Annotated in this window: 22 protein-coding genes and 2 pseudogenes; 5 read left to right on the top strand and 19 right to left on the bottom strand. The window is 38.0% G+C overall.

Annotated elements, in window-relative coordinates; translation table 11 throughout:
- The first annotated feature begins 64 nt into the window (after positions 1–64).
- The 4 genes and pseudogenes from qoxA (at position 65) to qoxD (ending at position 3,934) form a co-directional block, all read left to right on the top strand.
- Positions 65–1,069, top strand: a complete 1,005-nt coding sequence (gene qoxA, locus QNH36_RS12210) for a cytochrome aa3 quinol oxidase subunit II (protein ID WP_144480932.1) — start codon at positions 65–67, stop codon at positions 1,067–1,069.
- Positions 1,059–3,038 (top strand): annotated as a pseudogene (gene qoxB / locus QNH36_RS12205) (cytochrome aa3 quinol oxidase subunit I). Before qoxA ends, qoxB begins: the two are co-directional and overlap by 11 nt.
- Positions 3,028–3,633, top strand: a complete 606-nt coding sequence (qoxC, locus tag QNH36_RS12200; RefSeq protein WP_144480928.1) for a cytochrome aa3 quinol oxidase subunit III — start codon at positions 3,028–3,030, stop codon at positions 3,631–3,633. Before qoxB ends, qoxC begins: the two are co-directional and overlap by 11 nt.
- A gap of 1 nt (position 3,634) precedes the next feature.
- Positions 3,635–3,934: a cytochrome aa3 quinol oxidase subunit IV gene (gene qoxD / locus QNH36_RS12195; RefSeq protein WP_144480926.1), complete on the top strand. Its 300-nt coding sequence runs from the start codon at positions 3,635–3,637 to the stop codon at positions 3,932–3,934.
- A gap of 262 nt (positions 3,935–4,196) precedes the next feature.
- On the opposite strand, the gene QNH36_RS12190 is transcribed toward qoxD, so the two are convergent.
- From QNH36_RS12190 to QNH36_RS12110, 16 genes and pseudogenes are all read right to left on the bottom strand, one after another.
- Positions 4,197–4,658: an SMI1/KNR4 family protein gene (locus QNH36_RS12190; RefSeq protein ID WP_144480924.1), complete on the bottom strand. Its 462-nt coding sequence runs from the start codon at positions 4,656–4,658 to the stop codon at positions 4,197–4,199.
- A gap of 110 nt (positions 4,659–4,768) precedes the next feature.
- Complete coding sequence (locus tag QNH36_RS12185; protein WP_144480922.1) at positions 4,769–5,125, bottom strand: DUF2750 domain-containing protein; 357 nt, start codon at positions 5,123–5,125, stop codon at positions 4,769–4,771.
- 167 nt (positions 5,126–5,292) lie between these two features.
- Positions 5,293–5,901 carry an SdpI family protein gene (locus QNH36_RS12180; protein WP_144480920.1) on the bottom strand — a complete coding sequence of 203 codons (609 nt, stop codon included), beginning with the start codon at positions 5,899–5,901 and terminating at the stop codon, positions 5,293–5,295.
- A gap of 70 nt (positions 5,902–5,971) precedes the next feature.
- Positions 5,972–6,139 (bottom strand): annotated as a pseudogene (locus QNH36_RS12175) (GNAT family N-acetyltransferase); the annotation flags it as partial.
- 106 nt (positions 6,140–6,245) lie between these two features.
- Positions 6,246–6,701, bottom strand: a complete 456-nt coding sequence (locus tag QNH36_RS12170; RefSeq protein WP_144480918.1) for an SRPBCC family protein — start codon at positions 6,699–6,701, stop codon at positions 6,246–6,248.
- An 83-nt stretch (positions 6,702–6,784) separates the two neighbouring features.
- Positions 6,785–7,102 carry a hypothetical protein gene (locus QNH36_RS12165; protein ID WP_144480916.1) on the bottom strand — a complete coding sequence of 106 codons (318 nt, stop codon included), beginning with the start codon at positions 7,100–7,102 and terminating at the stop codon, positions 6,785–6,787.
- A 173-nt stretch (positions 7,103–7,275) separates the two neighbouring features.
- The gene (locus QNH36_RS12160) at positions 7,276–8,070 is read right to left on the bottom strand and encodes a serine hydrolase domain-containing protein (RefSeq protein ID WP_283903557.1); all 795 of its coding nucleotides are present in this window, start codon (positions 8,068–8,070) and stop codon (positions 7,276–7,278) included.
- Between the two features lie 369 nt (positions 8,071–8,439).
- Positions 8,440–8,586, bottom strand: a complete 147-nt coding sequence (locus QNH36_RS12150; protein WP_186326875.1) for a hypothetical protein — start codon at positions 8,584–8,586, stop codon at positions 8,440–8,442.
- Positions 8,587–9,058: 472 nt separating this feature from the next.
- Complete coding sequence (locus tag QNH36_RS12145; RefSeq protein WP_144480914.1) at positions 9,059–10,354, bottom strand: IS110 family RNA-guided transposase; 1,296 nt, start codon at positions 10,352–10,354, stop codon at positions 9,059–9,061.
- A 452-nt stretch (positions 10,355–10,806) separates the two neighbouring features.
- Positions 10,807–11,181, bottom strand: a complete 375-nt coding sequence (locus tag QNH36_RS12140) for a YciI family protein (RefSeq protein ID WP_144480912.1) — start codon at positions 11,179–11,181, stop codon at positions 10,807–10,809.
- A gap of 189 nt (positions 11,182–11,370) precedes the next feature.
- Complete coding sequence (locus QNH36_RS12135) at positions 11,371–11,733, bottom strand: hypothetical protein (RefSeq protein WP_102262484.1); 363 nt, start codon at positions 11,731–11,733, stop codon at positions 11,371–11,373.
- Between the two features lie 115 nt (positions 11,734–11,848).
- The gene (locus tag QNH36_RS12130; RefSeq protein ID WP_144480910.1) at positions 11,849–12,256 is read right to left on the bottom strand and encodes a hypothetical protein; all 408 of its coding nucleotides are present in this window, start codon (positions 12,254–12,256) and stop codon (positions 11,849–11,851) included.
- A 97-nt stretch (positions 12,257–12,353) separates the two neighbouring features.
- The gene (locus tag QNH36_RS12125; RefSeq protein WP_144481423.1) at positions 12,354–12,785 is read right to left on the bottom strand and encodes an NUDIX hydrolase; all 432 of its coding nucleotides are present in this window, start codon (positions 12,783–12,785) and stop codon (positions 12,354–12,356) included.
- Positions 12,786–12,917: 132 nt separating this feature from the next.
- Positions 12,918–13,463 (bottom strand): signal peptidase I, encoded by a 546-nt coding sequence (gene lepB, locus QNH36_RS12120; RefSeq protein WP_251544979.1) that lies wholly within the window; start codon positions 13,461–13,463, stop codon positions 12,918–12,920.
- Between the two features lie 263 nt (positions 13,464–13,726).
- A complete protein-coding gene (locus QNH36_RS12115) occupies positions 13,727–13,936 on the bottom strand; it encodes a hypothetical protein (protein WP_251544980.1) in 210 nt (69 codons plus the stop codon).
- Positions 13,937–14,095: 159 nt separating this feature from the next.
- Positions 14,096–14,908, bottom strand: coding sequence for a DUF2935 domain-containing protein (locus QNH36_RS12110; protein WP_144481426.1), 813 nt, complete (start codon positions 14,906–14,908; stop codon positions 14,096–14,098).
- A 157-nt stretch (positions 14,909–15,065) separates the two neighbouring features.
- Between QNH36_RS12110 and QNH36_RS12105 the strand changes: the two genes are divergently transcribed.
- The gene (locus QNH36_RS12105) at positions 15,066–15,533 is read left to right on the top strand and encodes a hypothetical protein (RefSeq protein ID WP_251544981.1); all 468 of its coding nucleotides are present in this window, start codon (positions 15,066–15,068) and stop codon (positions 15,531–15,533) included.
- A 377-nt stretch (positions 15,534–15,910) separates the two neighbouring features.
- On the opposite strand, the gene QNH36_RS12100 is transcribed toward QNH36_RS12105, so the two are convergent.
- From QNH36_RS12100 to QNH36_RS12090, 3 genes are all read right to left on the bottom strand, one after another.
- Entirely contained in the window at positions 15,911–16,534 is a 624-nt protein-coding gene (locus QNH36_RS12100) for a class I SAM-dependent methyltransferase (RefSeq protein ID WP_283903556.1), read from the bottom strand.
- 231 nt (positions 16,535–16,765) lie between these two features.
- Positions 16,766–17,932 (bottom strand): TraB/GumN family protein, encoded by a 1,167-nt coding sequence (locus QNH36_RS12095; RefSeq protein ID WP_144481429.1) that lies wholly within the window; start codon positions 17,930–17,932, stop codon positions 16,766–16,768.
- 364 nt (positions 17,933–18,296) lie between these two features.
- Positions 18,297–18,854 carry a YdhK family protein gene (locus QNH36_RS12090; protein ID WP_283903555.1) on the bottom strand — a complete coding sequence of 186 codons (558 nt, stop codon included), beginning with the start codon at positions 18,852–18,854 and terminating at the stop codon, positions 18,297–18,299.
- Positions 18,855–19,162: the final 308 nt, after the last annotated feature.

Here is a 19,162-nt window from a genome sequence, read left to right as displayed (position 1 = left end):
TGAACAAATGAACATAAGTTTGTGATAAAATGAACAAGGTTGAAATTTGAAAGGAGCTGCAGTGATGAAGAAATCAAAACTTTTTTTGGTCTCCCTCACCTCGATCATGGCTATGCTGTTGCTTAGCGGCTGTGAAAACAATATGGTGGTATTTAACCCTGAGGGACCAATCGCCAGGCAAATTCTTGAGCTAATCAACTTTTCGATTGCTTTGATGCTGCTTGTTACAGTGGTTGTATTCGGGCTTTTCGCTTTCATTGTCTGGAAGTACCGTGAGCGAAAAAACAATATGGATTATGAGCCGCCTGAAGAACACGGCAGCACAGTCTTGGAAATTATTTGGACTGTCATTCCAATTTTAATTATCATTGCTTTGACCATTCCAACAGTCAAAACAATTTATGCAATAGATGAAATTCCTAAAGGCTATGAAGATAAAGAACCGCTTGTCATAAATGTTACTTCTGCTGACTGGAAATGGATTTTCAGCTATCCAGAACAAGGGATCGAGACAGTCAATTATGTGAACATCCCTGAAGATCGTCCAATCGACTTTAAGCTGACATCAGCTGGTACGATGCAGAGCTTTTGGATTCCTGCACTTGCCGGTCAAAAGTACACAATGGCGCATGCCGAGACACAGCTTTACCTTGTCGCTGACAATCCTGGCTCATATGTAGGCCGAAATACAAACTTCAATGGCCAGGGCTATGCAGGAATGGAATTCGAAGTCCTTTCCCAAACACAGGAAGATTTCGACCAATGGATTAAGGACGTAAAGGAAACGGCACCAAAAATGACTCTTGAAGAATATGAGAAAATGCTTGAGCCATCACACTTTGGCCGGAAGACGTTCTCAAATACGCATCTTGAATGGGTTGATCATTCCGATCCTCACTCAAAGAATTACACCAACCCTGAAATGTATGACAGAGGACATGGCTGGCCAGGTAAGATTTTTGAGGACGAGAATAATTACAAAAATAAAGACGGAAACGACTCTAAAACTATGAATCATAAAGAATCAGAAACTGAGGATTCTCACGGAGGTGAGCACAGTGGGCATTAAATGGGATGAATTTTTTGTAACCGGCGATCCACTGATTTTTGCATCACAGATTGGTATTGCTCTGACGATCGTAGGAGCGATAGCTGGAATCACTTACTTTAAAAAATGGAATTACCTTTGGACTGAATGGCTGACAACCGTTGATCACAAGAAAATTGGGATCATGTATATCCTGCTTGGTGTCGTGATGTTTTTCCGCGGCGGAATTGACGGGTTGATGATGAAAGGCCAGACGGCAGTTCCAGAAAATGAATTCCTGAATGCACAACATTACAATGAAGTCTTTACAACTCACGGTGTCATCATGATCCTGTTTGTGGCGATGCCGCTGTTGATCGGTCTCATGAACTTTGCCGTACCATTGCAGATTGGCGCTCGGGACGTTGCTTTTCCACAGCTAAACGCACTCAGCTTCTGGCTGACTGTGAGCGGTGCTGCGCTCTTTAACATTTCATTCATTATCGGTGGTTCACCAGATGCTGGCTGGACTTCATACTTCCCTCTTGCCGGGAAAGAATTCAGTCCGGGCATAGGGAATAACTTTTATGCTGTGGCTCTGCAAATTGCAGGTGCCGGTACTTTGATGACTGGTATTAACTTCGTTGTCACAGTGTTAAAAATGAGAACCAAAGGCATGACCTTGATGAAGATGCCAATGTTCACCTGGACATCATTCATTACATCAATCATCATCGTGGCCAGCTTCCCTATTTTTACAGTGGCACTTGCATTGATGACATTTGACCGCACATTCGGTACTCACTTCTTCACGATTTCCGGAGGCGGTATGGATATGCTATGGGCAAACCTGTTCTGGTTATGGGGACACCCTGAAGTTTATATTGTCGTTCTGCCGGCTTTCGGAATGCTGTCAGATATTATCTCAACTTTTGCCCGCAAAACGCTTTACGGTTATAAATCAATGGTTATTTCAATTGTGATGATATCTGTCTTGAGTATGCTTGTTTGGGTTCACCACTTCTTTACGATGGGCAATAATGCCGCAGTGAACTCGTTCTTCTCGATCACAACAATGGCGATTGCCATTCCGACCGGAGTGAAGGTGTTCAACTGGCTGTTCACAATGAGAAAAGGGCGAATCAAGTTTACAACATCCATGCTCTGGGCACTTGCATTCGTTCCTAACTTTGTCATCGGCGGTGTTACTGGCGTCATGCTTGCAATGGCTGCAGCCGATTACCAGTATCACAACACATTGTTCCTGGTGGCGCACTTCCACTATGTATTGATTCCTGGGGTAGTGTTCCCGATCTTTGCCGGCCTTTATTACTGGTGGCCAAAGATGTTCGGCTATATGCTGAATGAAAAAATCGGAAAATGGCATTTCTGGCTGTTCGTAGTAGGTTTCAACGTGACATTCATGCCAATGTTCTTCCTAGGACTTGATGGTGCGGTCCGCCGTGCGTACACATACTCAGCTGAAACTGGCTTTGGACCATTGATGATGCTTTCTGCAGCAGGTTCAGTCATTCTTGCAGCAGGCTTTGCGGCCCTTGTTTACAATATTTATTGGAGTGCCCGCCATGCTGACCGCAACATCGGCAATGACCCTTGGGATGCAAGAACTCTTGAATGGGCTACTGCTACTCCTGTGCAGCATTACAATTTTGCTTCCCTTCCGGAAGTAACAAAGCTTGATGCTTTCTGGCACATGAAAAAGAACAATGAAATTCAGCCTCTCAGTTAAGATGAGATTGAAGAAATTCACTTGCCTAGCAATACATGGATTCCGATCTATATGGGTGTAGTATTTGGTATCTCAGGATTCCTGCTTGTTTTTGAATGGACAATTGCTGCCGGGGTTGCCGCTCTTGGAATATTTGCCGGTTTGGCTTTCCGTTCATTTGATTATGATGAAGGATTCCATGTTCACAAGGATGAAATCTCTGAAACGGAACGCAAATGGAGAAAAGGCGCGAACAAAGGAGTGAAGAACCATGTCAGCTAAAGTCAACGCCGCTTTGCCGCTTGAATACCAGACAGAACAAAACAGGATGAACATCCTAGGCTTCTGGATCTTCCTTGGAGCAGAAATAGTACTTTTCGCTACCCTTTTCGGTGTATATGGTGTCCTCGGTGAGCGCCATGCGGGAGGTCCAACACAGAGCGATATTTTTATCGTAAAAGACGTTTTGATTCAAACCTTCCTTCTATTGACGAGCAGTTTTACAATGGGCATTTCGATTTTCGAGATGCGCCGCAGCAATATTAAAGGAATGCTGATGTGGCTTGTATTTACTTTATTGCTCGGCGGTGGTTTCCTATTCATGGAGATCCGCGAATTCATGCACTATGTACATGAAGGTGCAACGATGCAAACAAGCGCATTCCTTTCCAGTTTCTTCGTCCTGCTTGGAACGCATGGATTACACGTCACCATCGGAATCGGCTGGGCTATCCTGTTGATCATCCAGATGCTGCAGAGAGGGCTAACTCCAGTGACAGCCCGCAAGACGTTCATCTTTGGACTATACTGGCACTTCCTTGACGTCGTTTGGATTTTCATCTTCACTTTCGTATATCTAAGAGGGTTGGTGATGTAATATGGATAATCATTCTAAAGGCTTCCCAATCAGCCATGTCATCGGATTCTTCATGTCACTTGTATTGACGTTCGGCGCAGCATGGATTGCCCTTCAAAGCTCCCTATCCATGAAGGCAGTCATGTGGATCATCGGCACACTGGCAATTGTCCAGGCTGGTATCCAGCTGTATATGTTCATGCACATCAACGAAGGCGATGATAAAGTTACAAACAATATCAATATTATTTATTCAGCTTTCATTGCAGTCGTCATTGTGGCAGGCTCCATCTGGGTAATGACATCTGGACACTCGCATTAATGAGCAGAAATTTGGCCATTTATTTAAGTACACCTATCCTTTTTAGGGTGCAAATCTTCTAAATGACAATGAAAATGGCGTGTAAACTGACATCGGTTTTGACACGCCATTTTTTTATTTATTGTTTTTTCGGATCCTAGATATAATGGCTCTTATTCAACATAAGCACCCGATAGTTTAAGTACAATTGTTCACAATCTTAGCTTTTTTTCACTTTAACTTTTTTTGCTATGCTGCTCATTTAATTCAATAAGTTACTTAATCATAGCTCATCTTCATACTCAACTAAGGCATTAATAAAATTAGGTAATGATTCAGCCAAATACACTATGTGATTTTCTGGATTATCACCATACTCAAATTCGTGGTTATAATAATAAATTGCTCCATTATCTTTTTCACTAATACTGAAACAAAATAAATTACCCCCTGGTTCATCGGCAAATGGAATTAGCCAGTTAGGGATTATCTTTTCATCAATTAGCAAATATAGGACTTCAAAAAGATTTCGTCCATGATCGTTCTTTATTGGAATGAAGTAATCCACTACATATTCTTGATTGTCACCACCTACAAAAAGTGACTTTTCAGGATAGCCACCGTTATACAATAAATAATGTTCTCTAATAAAAGAAGGAAATTTAAAATTATATTTCATTTGTAATTTGTACAAATCATCCTCAACAATTTTTTCTTTTGTTCCTATAATTTTATTTGAATACAAATTTATTACCTACCTTCATTTGAAACTATCCTGCTTCTTTAGCTTAATAAGAAGGTCAGGATAAATACATAAATTAATTCCTGGCTATATTTGATAGTTGTGAAATAACGCTAGTTTACTTGTTCGTATTTTATTCTTTCAATAAGAACTTTCGGGTTAATATCATAGCCAGTTGCTCTTTTTCCACTCCAGTTGACCCCAACGTATAATCCATCTTCTTCAAGACCAGTTAACCAACTGGCAAGAAATTTTTCTAATGTGATTTCATAGGTCAGGAAGTTCTCATATGCTGGAACGGATTCAATGATTTTTTCAGCTCTGGATTTTTTTGACCAGAAAGGTAGTGCAGTTTCACCGTTAGGATTTGTTGAGCTCGGGAATCCTTTTTCGTCTTTTACTGTCCAAACTTTTTTACATTCTAATATTTCCTTTATGAAATTTTCATATTGAGCTGCTGCTTGGCTCATAATTCACCTCGCAATAATAATAATGTATATTTTCACATTCTTCTTAAGCTATCCTGCATCGTTAGTGGAATAAGAAACTTCAAAAAGCACCTTAATCCTTGTGGATCAAAGTACTTTTCTAATTTCTATACAATCTTGCAAATATAGTCTAAATGCAGGAAAATGACTTATCGATTATTTATATGGAGCTGATAAGCTCTATATGAACGTAATATTGAAACAATTAACGTTAAAAAAAGAATGATGAAGAACGATATAAACATCTGATTACCTTGAAGAAATACACAAAATAACATTAGTAACCCTCCAAAAAAAAGAGGAAAAGAAATCGGACGTAGCAGTATATTCCAGAGTTTATTGGATGCGGTAATTACGTTAGGGAAATCTTCAACTATGTTTAGATGGAATCTTGGAAGAGTGTTAGCAGTGGTGATAAGAACAATTCCTATAGATATAGGAATTAACCGTATTAATTCGAAATCTGTACCGGTAGAAACTAGAAGTAACCCAATATGCAGAGTAAAAAGAATAACCGATAGAGATAAAAAAATACTCTCCATACCTTTTTTTAGTCTAGCATAGTTGTGGTGTTTAATTATTTTCGGGAGAGTAAGTAGATGAACATAAATTAATACCAATGTTAATGGAATGCTAAAGAGGATCACTTCACTAGAGCCATATTTTGTTTCATCCATTTTTAAATTTGAAAAAAACAAATATACACTCAGTCCGCAACTTAAAACCGTCAAGAAACCAATACCGAGTTTTTTTAACATTATTTTTCCCCTTTTGAATTAAATTGAATGAACCATTTCATTACTTCCTGAAACACTGTAGAATTCAAGGATCAATCTCATCATCTTCATATTTCTTGTAATAAGGTTCAGAGAATATCTCCTCCGTATAATTCCAAACATTGTGTTCAAATGTAGGTATAATTCTCCCCGAAACAACAAAACATTCGTTAGGTTTATTAAAATCCTCCATATTAAATTGAGTCATTTCAATTATCATAGTCATCTCCTTCAAAACGAGATTATATGGAATACACCATGTATTATAACCTTCTATTTACTTCGTCCTTTTTCAACTAAACTCCCTTTAGTTGAAAAGAATTAAGTTAAACTCTTTTCTCAGCAATCCTTTTTAATTCTGTTGCACGAGTAGCAATAAATTCACTCATATACTTTTTTAAAAACAACGTATCTGCTACAGATCCGAAAATACCAAGTGGTGACTTATACTCAAATATATCGGTCATTATAGTTCCATCTAGGTGTTCAATAAACTGGTGAGTATGAACAAAGGATTGAAAAGCTCCTTTTACCATAACATCCACAAACTTATGAGGTCTTTCCATAATAATCACTTTCGCAGTCAACCTTTGCTTAACGCCAAAGTGAATTGCTTCCCAGGTAACTACATCACCCTGTTTCAATAATCCCTCTTTAATGTCACCAACAGCTCTTTCCTTGGTTTTAGTAGTAGTTTGAGTATGTATATCTACGTTCCTTGCCAGGTCAAAACAGAGTTCAATTGGAGCTTTGATAAATTGTTCATTTTTAATAATGGGCATCCATGTCCCTCACTAATAAACTGTTATGCTTCTTCCACTATCCTGCATCTTTTGTTCAAAATGTAAGGATATTAGAATCTAAATCAAAAGTAATCTCTGTAAACAAAAATCATTGTTATTAAAGAAAGAATGGTATAGGCAATTGCAGTATATAACGCAAAGTTTGGTCTGATTTTAAATTTTTCAGGTGCCATTTTATACATTGTTTGAGCTTGGATCAACATATTGCTATTTTGAGTAGTAAGGCCACCTCTGGAAGTGAAAAATCCAATTATTATTGAAGTTATAAGTCCTACAAAAAAAGAGTAATCTATAAAGGCTCCATTTAAAAAATGGGATACTACATAGTTTATCCCCAATATCAAAACCAAAGTTATAACAATATTAAGAATCTTCCCCACAAATACTCCCCCTTTTCTTCATTATTACGTAAAATTTTGGAAAAAGTTTCATTTATTTGTGTAAAACCTGGCTGGGTTACTTTTTTAACTATCCTGCTTCTTAGATAAATAAGAAAAGCTGCCTAAATGACAGCCCTGAACCTCAACTAAGCACCTGATACAGTGTGAAATGGTCATACATCAATTGATATTCTTTGTAAACAATTCATTACAGTGTCTCCAAAAGACCTAACATCAGATAGATAATCATATCCTTCAGGAGAGCCAAAACTATTAAACATACGAACGGCCACCAGATTTTCCTGGGGGATTACCAATAAAGTAACACCTGTATATCCTAGTATCTGGTACGAACCTTTCGGAACTTCAGCCCCTATTTCTGATTGCTTAGCAGGTAAGTCTTTTACAAACCACAAGAAACCATTTTGCGGTAGGTCTTCATGCAACGTAAGTGGGCTTTGTAAAGATGTAGCCAATTTTATGATCTCTTTTGAAACAACTTGTTTTCCATCTACCTTTCCTTGTTTTAGGTGTAAATAACCCCAATAAGCCAATTCACGTGCGGAAACATACATATTCATTTTGTCGCCTTCTGTGCTTTCACTTGTTTTCCAATTCCCATCTTCCTCATGTCTAAGGATTACATCCGCATGTTTTTCGTGCTTGTGTGCATACCAATTGGATTCAGAAAAACCTAAAGGTCTAAATACTTGCTCTTGAATAATATCAGATACTGTTCTAGAAGTAGTCTTTTTAACAATTTGTGTTAGGGCATCTATGCCAACCTGACGGTAAGTCCAGTTCTGCCCAGGAGGATACTCACGAAATACAACCTCCTCCTTTTGGTTTAAACCGTGAGTATGAGTTAATAAATGCCTAATGGTTGTGGCTTCCCAAATAGTCTCCTTAAGCTCAGGTAAATATTTCATTACGGAATCATCTATGCTTTCTTTGTAACCGTAATACACAGCATAGGCTACGGCAAAGCCAATATAGCTTTTTCTAACTAACTGAAGCTACGTGAAACTGAGTATCTTGCTGCACTCTTCTAGCATCATTTTTGTTGGATTGCATTCCTATATATTCTTCTAAAACAATAGAATCATTATGAATAACAAAAACTGAAGCTCCGGAACAAATTACTTGATTGAAAGTATTATTAACGTGTCCTGATATAGAAGAAAATTTATTATTTCGTTTATAGTTGAGAAACAAACTAATTGCCCTCCAGCCCCTTTATTTATCCTCTTTTAATAGCGTTTTAAAATATTCCTTGTTCAACAAACCTGCTCTTTTAGCACAATAAAAAAAAGGGATTAAATAAACATAAGCATTCGCTAAAATGGATGGATTTCTTTTATGGCATTTAAAATACCACCTAATGCATCAGTCAGATATCCGGGACTAAAAGTAAATCTTTGAGAATTAATTTCTATATAAAAATCTGCCCATCCAGCACCTTGTAACTTATATTCAAACCTCATATATTAAAACACCCTTTTAGTTATTTTTGAAATAACTCTTATTGAACAATCCTCCCTCAATAAATGAAGCGAAAACGCCGATTTACTCATGTTTTCATAGAATTTCATAGTGGTTTACCAAACGGTAAATTCCTATATAGATGGAGGATCTACACTTGAAAGGATGTTTTTGGACTGAGTAAGAAAAAAGAGCCATAACCCACTAACCAATCCCTTACAGAAAATGGTGGATGAGTAAAAATATAACCGCACTGGTGGATGTCCACATTTACTCATGGAGGTCAACCCTCCCATGCCTCACAGAGTCTTCGCTCTCAAATTCCTTCGTCCAACCTTTCCATGAGGTGGATGTCAGCCATGCTGCACCACAGGGTCTAATCCCGTAATTTAGTTTCTTTGCCGACTAATCCGTGCTTCAAATGTATCAAAATCTATAAAACAAGAACTATTACTTTTCTAAGATAAACCCAAGTCAAGCTGCCATTTCCGTCTTCGCGGCTAATGCCAAATGAGGAATGTCCTTTAACATCTTATCTTCATTAAATTCAAATTGCTTTTTACCAATTTTAAAGAGAATCCGGATTAGTTTATTACACAAAGCAATAAGAGACTGCATCTTCTTTAATGGATTATCCGGACGTTGAGTATAGTACACATGTAATGCCTTGAATGCGGAATTCTTGGCAACGAGAATCATACAAACCCTAAATAACAGAGCCCTCAGTTTCTTCCGACCTCTTTTTGTGATGGTCGTTTTTCCTTTGTGCTTACCCGATGTATTTTCTTTTAAATTTAAGCCACCCAGCTTGATAATTTGCCGGGGATGATTATATTCGCCTAAATCCCCTATTTCCGCGAAGAAGCCGGCGATTGTATCCCTACCCACACCTTTTATCGCTAACATTTGTGGTACACCAGGTATTTCATCAAGCAGACCATCAATTTTTGAATCTAATTCTTCGAATTGTAACTGAATTAATTCATACTTAGCCAGAATGGTTTTAAGCTCAAGTCTGGCCATCTTGGCACCTTGCCTTAGTCCGATGGACTTAGTGGCTGCCTGTTTTAACTCGCGGATCTTGTTTAATCCAACACTCCGGGATACGGATTTTCTCAAATGGACCAGTAGCTCTTGTTCAGTGAATTCAGCTATTTCATGGGGTAAGGCATAGAGCTTTAAGAATTGTAAAGCAGCCTTACCCTCCCATTTCTTAAATACCTTGAGGAATTCCGGAAAATACCGGTCAATCCAGTTGTGTACCTGCCCTTGGACCGTTTGAAGGTCTTCAATTAAAAGATCGCGTATTTTCTTTGCCACACGGAGTTCTGCATAAACACCTTGCGGTATCGTAGGTTCTGCGTATCTTCCGTCTTTGACCAGTTGAGCTATGACCTTGGCATCTTTCACATCATTCTTCGTAGGTGAGTTATCATCCAACTCCTTGCTTTTTTTGACGTGCAAGGGGTTTACAGCGACAAATTTAATCCCGTTTTCTTTTAAAATATGGGCCAAGTTAAACCAATAATGGCCTGTAGGCTCCATGCCAACCATCACTTTTTCCATTCTCTTTTCTTTTTTGATTTCCGAAATCCATTTAAGAAATTGCTCAATTCCCTCTTTAGTATTTTCAAATTGACACGGGGATCCAAACTCTATTCCTCTGAAATCCTGGGCACGTGCCACATGCTTGAATTTTGCAATATCGACTCCTATAATAAGAGTCTGAGAAGTTATTTGAGCAATCTTCTTATTCTGGTTATAATTCATTTTAAAGCCTCCTGTTATTTGAGATATTTGTCCTTTTTGCTGGCCAGCGTCAGGACTCTCTCATTCTACCAAGAGGTTATTTTTTTGTTCAAACTCCATTTTCCTTCATTACAGGAATGCTGCATCGTTTGTTTAATAAGAAATTCAAAAAAAGAGTGTTAATCCATATTGAATCAACACTGAAAAATATTTATAGGTAAGAGTTTTTAAATCAGTACATAAATGAGTACTATAATTCCCATTATCAATACAGTAAGTGCAGTCAACAACCCATTATTTATTAGGGATTTCCACAAAGCTTTTTTTCCGTTCACAATAATCCTCCTGTCCAAAGCATTATCTTATATATACTTATTCTGGAAAAAGACGATTTTTCCTTCTTAAACTAAACTGCATCGATTGTTCAATAAGAAAAAGCATTCCTCGTTTAAGGAATGCAAGGTTATGTTCTTTTACTCACTCTTTTCGAAATAGTGTACTGGCCTAATTTCTATCCTCCAGCCTAATTCCTCTCCAGCATCAAACTGTGTGGTCGGATGTAAAGATGCGATACGTATTGCTTCTTCCATATCATTAGCCTCTATTAGGAACACACTACCTATTCTCTCGTCAAACTCGACTAAAGCGTTTTCCGTTACCTTGATATTCCCTTTCTCACGCCGTATGGATTTGACTTCCGTTTCCACACCAACATCCATAATCACTTGACCGCTCAAATAAAATTTCTGAAGGTGGAGGCTACATTCGCTCATAATAGCTTCGATTTCACCTTTCGGGAGAACATTCATTTTCTCTGGACTAAGGTAACCCAAACACAAGAATTTCATCTTTAATCTCCTTTTAATTGGATTTTTAGCTTATCAATGATTCTTGTACACTAAGACTTTCTACGAGCTTTAAATAATTCCTTCTTGAACCAAATAAAATCATCTTGTTCAACTAACCTGCACCGTTAGCTCAATAAAGGAATTCAACAAAAAAGCATTAATCCCTCCCGGATCAACGCATGTATTAGTTTAAGGATTGTTATCGATGGTCTTTTTTGGACTTTTTAATGTTGTTCCGACCAACATCAGTGTAGCTCCTGCGAATTGAACATAATAAAATTTCGGGCTAATACCTATAGGTGCAAATACTCCTAACATAATTAATACCAAAGCAAAACTTGATATTATCTCTCCTATTGAATTTTTATTAAATTTCTCAATACCAATAAATGTACTGATAAAGATTAAAAATACTCCAAGTAAATAAACTACGCTAAAAAACATAAGGGAAGAATCCGCAATAAAAATACTCAATAAACTTATGATTACTCCTGATGCACATACTTTGGCTCTTTTTGATAAACGATTTAAAAATTTCATTTCTCTTTTCAACAAATTCCTCACCTCATTAAGCCCTGTTAAACATAACTGTCTCTTTAGTTTCAAAGTAGTTTCTAAAAAAGTGAATCAATCCTGCTTGGATCAACCCACTTAATTAACCTAAAAACTAATTATTGAATTCTTCTTTAATGACCTTATAAAAAGAGATTATGTTATCTTCTTTACCATTTATTAATCTCTTGTAGACCTTATCAATTGGGAAAATCCTATTTTCTCCAGATTTAAGGTGAATAATTTCTCCATCATCAAATACATCTTCATTAACCCAGTTTAGTGCCGGATTGACATGTTCTTTTATCATTTGTCCGAGATAAGCACCCCATATCAAAGCCATTGAATATATTTGATTTTCAGTAGGCATTTCACTCTTTAAATCATTAGAGTAATAATCTAATATTTCTTCCAAATCTTCTATGTTATCCTCTTTATAATTAAAGTCTTTATCAAAAGACTTAGCATATTCAACAGCTCTTTTATTCATACTAAGTATATATTCTTCGAACGTTTTATCCACATCTATCCATCCTTTTTAATAAAGTCGCATCTCATCTTCTTCAACATTACTGCCCCTTTAGTTTAATAAGAAATACTGTTATTTCATTTACTTTTACCTAAAATTCTATATAAAATGGGTGTTTGCTATTATCAAGACAGTATTCAATTCTTTGGCTAAAGTTTCCTGCGGTAACCATTTCTAATGCCTTCTGAATTGGATAGAACCCTACTTCTAAACTCTCTGATGAAGTCGTTAATTCTCCTCCGATTGGCTTTGCCAAAAACAACGTATTACATATTGATTTGTTCACATTCTGAAATATTCCACAGAATTTTAGAACTTCAATATCAATACCAGATTCCTCTTTAGTTTCTCTTACTGCTGCATCTTTCAAAGACTCGCCTTCTTCAACTATTCCACCTGGCATTTCCCATCCTCTACTAGGTCCCTTAATTAACAAAATTTCCTTTTCATCATTGATTACAATACTTGCTGCTGAAACAAAATGTTTTGGTGGTGTGTAAGCTTGTTGTGTACTATGTACCATAATAATCCCCCTCTTTTATGGTATTGTTTTTTAACCAACCTGCTTCTTAGCTTAATAAGGAATTCAACAAAAAAGGTGGCTGATCCTTTTTGGATTAACGCACCCGATGCCAAAAATATAGATAAGCAGTGATTAGTTATTTACGATTTTAATTTCTTTTATAGGATAATAAACAACATTTGTTGTCCCTATTACCTTCCCCATTGGTATCGCTCCAATATCGCGGCTGTCTTTGCTTTTCCTTCTGTTATCTCCCAATACAAACAAACTATCTTTAGGGACCGTTTCACTACCAACAGCGGTCTCCTTTAAAGTGAAAGAGTATGTTAAAGTTCCATCCTTAAGTTTTTTCTTATATTTTTCTAAGTAAGGTTCGTTGTATGCCTTACCATTTATATATAAAACATCATTTTTATACTCAATGCTGTCACCAGGGAGTCCGATTACACGTTTTATGTAATCCCTACCATCTGGGGCGTGAAACACAACAATATCAAATCTTTTTGGTTCCCCTATTTTAGTTACAACCATACGATCCTTGTCCTGGAGTGTAGGATTCATTGAATGACCGTCAACAACAATAGGACTAAAGAAAAAAGTGCGAATAATGAAGGCTAAAACAATTGCAACCATAAAGGATTTTACCCATTCAAACGTCTCACTTTTTTTCTTAATCATTATTTGCACACCCTTTTTATTTTCCGAAATTATATCCTTTAAAAATATTTCTCGTTTATTTTAACATAAAATTCCATCTCGTTGTAATACTTGTTGTAATGAGATTGCTTATAAAGTCTGGACAATAGGAAAAATGGCGTGGACAACTTCCACGCCATTTGCTGTACCTTTTTAGTCCATATGCACTTCAAAACGGAACGGTTTATTCGATCTCAATATCAATGGCCAATAGCGGTCAACCCATGAATTAAAATCGCTCGATTTTATGCTATTTCGCTTTTATGTCCTTTGATCAAACGAAGCCGAGGCATCTTCCCTTCTTTTTTGAACAAGGAAAACATGGCAAAATTGAAGATCGCCAGGAACAGGGACAGGACTGCATGCTGGAACCCATGTGAAACGACAGCAAGGAATCCGCTTACAAGACAATAAATACCAATAGTTAAATAAAAGTACATAAGAAGTTTACCCACTTCTCATTCCTCCACCTTTTTCGTATGTACTGTATATATTAACAGAATTTACGAAAAAATGTCACAAAATGTTCACAAATCCCCCGATAATTTTCACATTCTTTTCATTATTTTGCTTTTTGATCATTAAAATCTTGTCCTTCTTGTTATTTACACTCACTAAAACGACGGCTTGGATAGCGAACAATTTCCGATTTCAGACTTCAGCCTAGGCTCATAGTAACTTAGATTCGTTAGGAAATAGCATGTTTCCGGAAAATGATGCTCAAGGAATCTAAGGGTGGATTTATTCAGCAACGTATGTTCTTTATATTTTAAAACCATATTCTTAATGAATTGATTCATTTCCAATGTCGTTTTTCCAACTTCATAAACGAATGCCTTTTGTCGTGCAAAGCCTGGTTCTTTCACCCTAAGATAATTTCTCAAATGATGGTTCTGTACGATGTATAGCTGGTACCTGCGCTTAAACTCCTGTGCTGCCGCATTGGCTCCTGCTTCTATTGGATCAAGAAGATTTTCAAAAAGCACCGCATGTCCGAGCTGATCCTCAAGCCAAAGATCCATAAGCTCAACAATTGAAAGCCTGACCGGTTCCTGCCCATGAACGAGGTACTGTAATATCCTCAAATATTCCTGATTTTCACTCATTGTTCCATTTAAGTATGTCGGAGAAAGGTTCAAATTGATCTGATTGTCTATCCGCAATGCCTGCAGCGTTCCTTCAAAATCAAAGTAGTTCTTTGCAACCGTCCATGCCCTTCTTGCGAAATCAATCATCTGGCTGTTTGCGTAATCTGCATTCCGCGGTATTCCCTGAAGCCTCTTTAAAAGATCAGCATATAGTTCGATAAACTGCTCTGCTTGATATACGTACTCTTTTTCTTCCGGCGACAATGCATCTCTTACAAAATAAGCATGATCCTGCAGCATTTCCAGCCAAAACAAATGTTCATCCCAGAGAGAAATCATCCTCATCTCCTCCTTTATCTTCTAAATAATACTGTTTAAAACAGGAAGAAATGAATGAACGGCTGAGAAATTTTTAAAGATACTCATCTTTTAGGCCTTAATAGAGATAATAACAGTAATACAGTAGACATTATTTTATATTATATAAGGTGGGCTTATGAAAAATTTAAAACTTTACATCGCGATCATGGCCATACTGCCCTGGTTTTCTCTGCCCTTTCTCGATAAAAAAACAGTCCGTAAATTTCTCCCTGGCACTGTGTTTATGGGCATCTATTTAATGTTCGAAGGAAGATTGGCGGAAAAAAGAAAATGGTGGTGGTTTCCTTTTAAAATTAAACCGAACGTACTTGGGGAGCTGCCGTTAATTTGGGGTCCATTTTTCATAGGATCATTTTGGATCTTGAAGTACACCTATAAGAAGTTCAATTTGTATTTGCTGGTCAATATCCTGATTGACTCCCTGTTTACTTATTATGTTTTGGATATTTTTAAGAGGATCGGATATGTTACCCTGGTCCGGTTGACAAAGTTCCAGTTATCCATCGTCTTTTTATTCAAAACCTTTGTTTTATACGGATTCCAGGTCCTCTACGATAAAGTGATCAGAGGGGTTTCAGACTGAAAGAATAAAATAGGGACATTTACAAAGATTAATTCAGGGATAGCAAAAAGGCGCTCATTTTCGAGCGCCTTTTTCGCTTTTTTACCAACTAAATTTTCATGTTTTAATTCCCATATCACAGGGAACAAAGCTAATAAGAATGACAGGCAAAAAGGAGGTGTGGAAAATGAGCTTACTTTACAGCAAGGCAATGGAAGAATTTAAGAAGGATGCAAAACGCCAGGCTGAATACAAGAAGAATGCAACGCGTAAGTCAAAATAAGGTTTTTTTGAACTGAACTTTCTGCTTTTTATCATCCTGTAAACAAGGATGATTTTTTTTCGTTTTTTCCTTATAATAGTTCAATGGCCTAAGGATCTGGTTGAGAATCGTTGAATTACTTTTTACCCAAAACTGCAATTGTATGATATTGTCTTGAATTTGGTCCTTTTACTACTTCCACCTCTGAAAAGCCCTGGTTCTTCATAATCGGGATTAATTGTTCTTCTATCATTTCTCTTACTCCATCCCATATAACATCATTTTTGCCATCACAAAGGGTCAGTACGAGACCGCCACCAGGCTTTAAAACCCTATATATTTCCGATACTGTAAAAGATAATTCATCCCAAAAATAAATTGTGTGAATACTGAACACTTTGTCGAATTGTTCAACTTCAAAAGGCAAACTCTTTACATTTCCTTGTACAAAATCCGCTTTTTCTTCCAAAAATGCTTTTTTATTTCGCAGCTTAGCTGACCGAATCACAGTTGGAGAAAGGTCCAGTCCAATTACTGAATTTGCTTTATCTTGCTCAAGAAGAAGTTTCATTGCATAACCGGAACCGCATCCAAGTTCCAGCACACTCTCACTCTGTTGAATATTTAATAATTGGATGGTCCATAATGTTTCTGGCTTATGCTGCTTTACCATCTTTTCACCGATCACGGTACCAATTATTCCTTTTGGTGTTTTGTACTGGTTATCTATATATTCTTGTATTCTTTCAATTACCTTCATAATTCACCAACTTATTTTAGATATAAGATTTATATAATATTAATTCGCTAATATTACACTCATTCCTTTTTCCATGATCTCCTTGATAAGGATTGGATGGCTAATTTCTTTTTTACATGGTAGTTGAATACCTTCGTATAAAAAAACAGTTCAATTCTGTAAGGAAATGAACTGCTTATTGGCATGTTATTTACTGTTGTGTAATCATATTTAATATCTTATTCAGTGCTCCTAAAGATTTTCAATGAATACCCTGATGACATCGGCCCCGCCAATGAAAGTCCCGATGGAACTTCCGAGATTGGCAAGGACAACGATTAGTAAAATACGACTGACTTTGTTTCTCCAGAAGCCTTTTACACTGAAAACATCTTCTGAAAGGGTTTCGAAGTCTCTAACGTTTGGCCTCCGTATATACGCCTGTGCCAGACCTGCAAACCAGCCTGCCGCAAGCAAAGGGTTCAACGATGTGATTGGGGCTGCTATAAATGCTGTCAGTATGGTTAGTGGATGTCCCATGGCAATGGCTGCTCCCAGGGCAGAAAGGCTGCCATTCCAAAGAATCCAACTAATTGTCTGGGAAAAACCCGCAGACGGATTTGCAACAAATGTGTAAACAATGATGGCCAGAATAAACACAGGAATGCTCCAGCCTATGATTTTTGGCCAGTTGGATTTTGGCGGAACCGCTCTTAGTTTTTTCAGGTCATGTTCTTTTTTAATCTGTTCTTTTATGCCAGGCACGTGGGCAGCACCCAGGACAGCGACGATTTTTTCTCCTGGCGCATCCTTGATTTTTTGGGATAAATATTGATCGCGTTCGTCGATCAATGGCTTTTTCAAACGAGGAAAAGTCTCCGTGAACTCATTCAACATCGCGTTGATAGTATCCTGTTCCTTCAGCTTTTCAAGGTCTTCCTCGGATATGCTGTCCTTGCTGAAGATGCTTGTTATAATCTGGCTAAGCAGAAGTGCCTTTCCTTTCAAGCCCAGATTGCCCCATATCCTTGAAAAAGTGATCTGGATATTGCGATCGGCAAGTACAAGATTTGCTCCGACTTCCTTTGCTGATTCAATCCCCTGGATCATTTCCTGGCCCGCTTTGATTCCAAGATCCTTCGCCATTCGATTTTGGAAGGATGAAATAGCCAGATTCATCAGTAACAGCGATGCCCTTTTTTCCTTAATGACCTGGATAATATCCATTTCCTGCCACTTGGAGCCTTCAGTAATCGTTTTGTATCGCTGCTCGTCCAGTTCAACACATACGGAATCAGGCCTCTCAGCCTCAATAACTTCTTTCACCTGTTCGGCACTGTGCCTGGAAACATGCGCCGTCCCGATTAATATGTATTCCTTACCATTCATGTCAATTCTCGTTATATTATCCTCAACCATAGATACCTTCCTTTTAAGAGACCAGTGAAAGCCAACTATATGTATTTTATTCCACTATTATAACATGAACAATAGGTCCAAATATAAAGAATAATTTTCATTGCTTGATTGTATGCAGAGAAAGGCCGCACATCGTCACTTAACGACAATGTGCGGCTTCCCTTAAGCTTTATTTTGAGTAACTGCTTTTCAGTTTTGAAGATTTCCTGCTGTCCATCATTTTCTTGACGATTGGATACAGGACAGGTCCCCATTTGATCGCTGTTTTGATTAGTTTGTTCATGAGTCATCCCTCCTCATTCTTAAAGGTTATATACCCAGACTTTTGGAGGGACAATCGTGTATATTTTGGTAATCGTTTAGCTTATTCAGCAGGTTTCAGCTCGTCTTCAGTGACCCACTGGTGATTCGTTACCCTCTCCGATCCGTCTGTCGGCGTGAAATCGACCATATAAACAGTCATGTCCTTAGCCGAATCGATCACTGCTTCTGCCCCTTCCATTCCTTCCATATGCTCGGTATTGATGATGGCTTCATCTCCTGGCTTCAAAGACTCTTCTCCTGGATCCTTCAGTTCTTCATGGATCACCCACTTATGGTTCTCCACTCGCTCGCCTCCATTTGTCGGGTCATATGACAGCGAGTACACGGTAGTGTCATAGGCACCAACAATTGTGGCTTCCGCTCCGTCCATTCCAGGCATGTGGTCATCGGTTATGATGGCCTTGCTGCCCACTTCATATTTGGGATTATCCGCTTCCTTCAAACCATCTGGCAGATCCCCTGAACCTGAATGCTCCATATTTTCATGAGCACTGTGACCATCAGATCCTGATTTGTCATCCTCCCCTGTGCACCCTGTTAAAAATAGTGCCGCAGACATTGAAACTAAGATCATCAACCTTTTGATGCTCATATTCATTGTTTAAATACCTCCTCTTTATATTGGCTCTGTTAAAAACTATTGTTGTTTTTACTCCTGTTAATTGTAGTGGAAGGCGCGTAGACTCCTCCGAAAATGCTAACGCATTTCCATCGTGCGTGGGCCGATTCGAGGAAGCTATTCAGTGTCCTGCGGGCGCAGCTGGTCAGATGAGACCCCTCAGGAGCAAAGCGACGAAGAGGCTCAGCGCCAGCCAAGAAGAATTTGGTCTTTGAAAAAGCTGGCACTTGAGCTTTTTCATAATTCTTCCCCCGCGGAAAGCGAAGCGCCTGGAACGAAAATCAACA

This window comes from Mesobacillus sp. AQ2 (assembly GCF_030122805.1).
Classification (GTDB): Bacteria; Bacillota; Bacilli; order Bacillales; family Cytobacillaceae; genus Mesobacillus; species Mesobacillus oceanisediminis_A.
This window is presented reverse-complemented; position numbering and strand designations above follow the sequence as displayed.

Coding starts and splice junctions, on each gene's coding strand:
- lepB (WP_251544979.1), bottom strand. CDS start 13,463: ATGATTAAGAAAAAAAGTGAGACGTTTGAATGGGTAAAATCCTTTATG.
- QNH36_RS12100 (WP_283903556.1), bottom strand. CDS start 16,534: ATGAAGGTAATTGAAAGAATACAAGAATATATAGATAACCAGTACAAA.
- QNH36_RS12105 (WP_251544981.1), top strand. CDS start 15,066: ATGAAAAATTTAAAACTTTACATCGCGATCATGGCCATACTGCCCTGG.
- qoxD (WP_144480926.1), top strand. CDS start 3,635: ATGGATAATCATTCTAAAGGCTTCCCAATCAGCCATGTCATCGGATTC.
- QNH36_RS12150 (WP_186326875.1), bottom strand. CDS start 8,586: ATGAGGTTTGAATATAAGTTACAAGGTGCTGGATGGGCAGATTTTTAT.
- QNH36_RS12095 (WP_144481429.1), bottom strand. CDS start 17,932: ATGGTTGAGGATAATATAACGAGAATTGACATGAATGGTAAGGAATAC.
- QNH36_RS12140 (WP_144480912.1), bottom strand. CDS start 11,181: ATGAAATTCTTGTGTTTGGGTTACCTTAGTCCAGAGAAAATGAATGTT.
- qoxC (WP_144480928.1), top strand. CDS start 3,028: ATGTCAGCTAAAGTCAACGCCGCTTTGCCGCTTGAATACCAGACAGAA.
- QNH36_RS12180 (WP_144480920.1), bottom strand. CDS start 5,901: ATGTTAAAAAAACTCGGTATTGGTTTCTTGACGGTTTTAAGTTGCGGA.
- QNH36_RS12145 (WP_144480914.1), bottom strand. CDS start 10,354: ATGAATTATAACCAGAATAAGAAGATTGCTCAAATAACTTCTCAGACT.
- QNH36_RS12125 (WP_144481423.1), bottom strand. CDS start 12,785: ATGGTACATAGTACACAACAAGCTTACACACCACCAAAACATTTTGTT.
- qoxA (WP_144480932.1), top strand. CDS start 65: ATGAAGAAATCAAAACTTTTTTTGGTCTCCCTCACCTCGATCATGGCT.
- QNH36_RS12110 (WP_144481426.1), bottom strand. CDS start 14,908: ATGATTTCTCTCTGGGATGAACATTTGTTTTGGCTGGAAATGCTGCAG.
- QNH36_RS12185 (WP_144480922.1), bottom strand. CDS start 5,125: ATGAGCCAAGCAGCAGCTCAATATGAAAATTTCATAAAGGAAATATTA.
- QNH36_RS12090 (WP_283903555.1), bottom strand. CDS start 18,854: ATGAATATGAGCATCAAAAGGTTGATGATCTTAGTTTCAATGTCTGCG.
- QNH36_RS12170 (WP_144480918.1), bottom strand. CDS start 6,701: ATGCCCATTATTAAAAATGAACAATTTATCAAAGCTCCAATTGAACTC.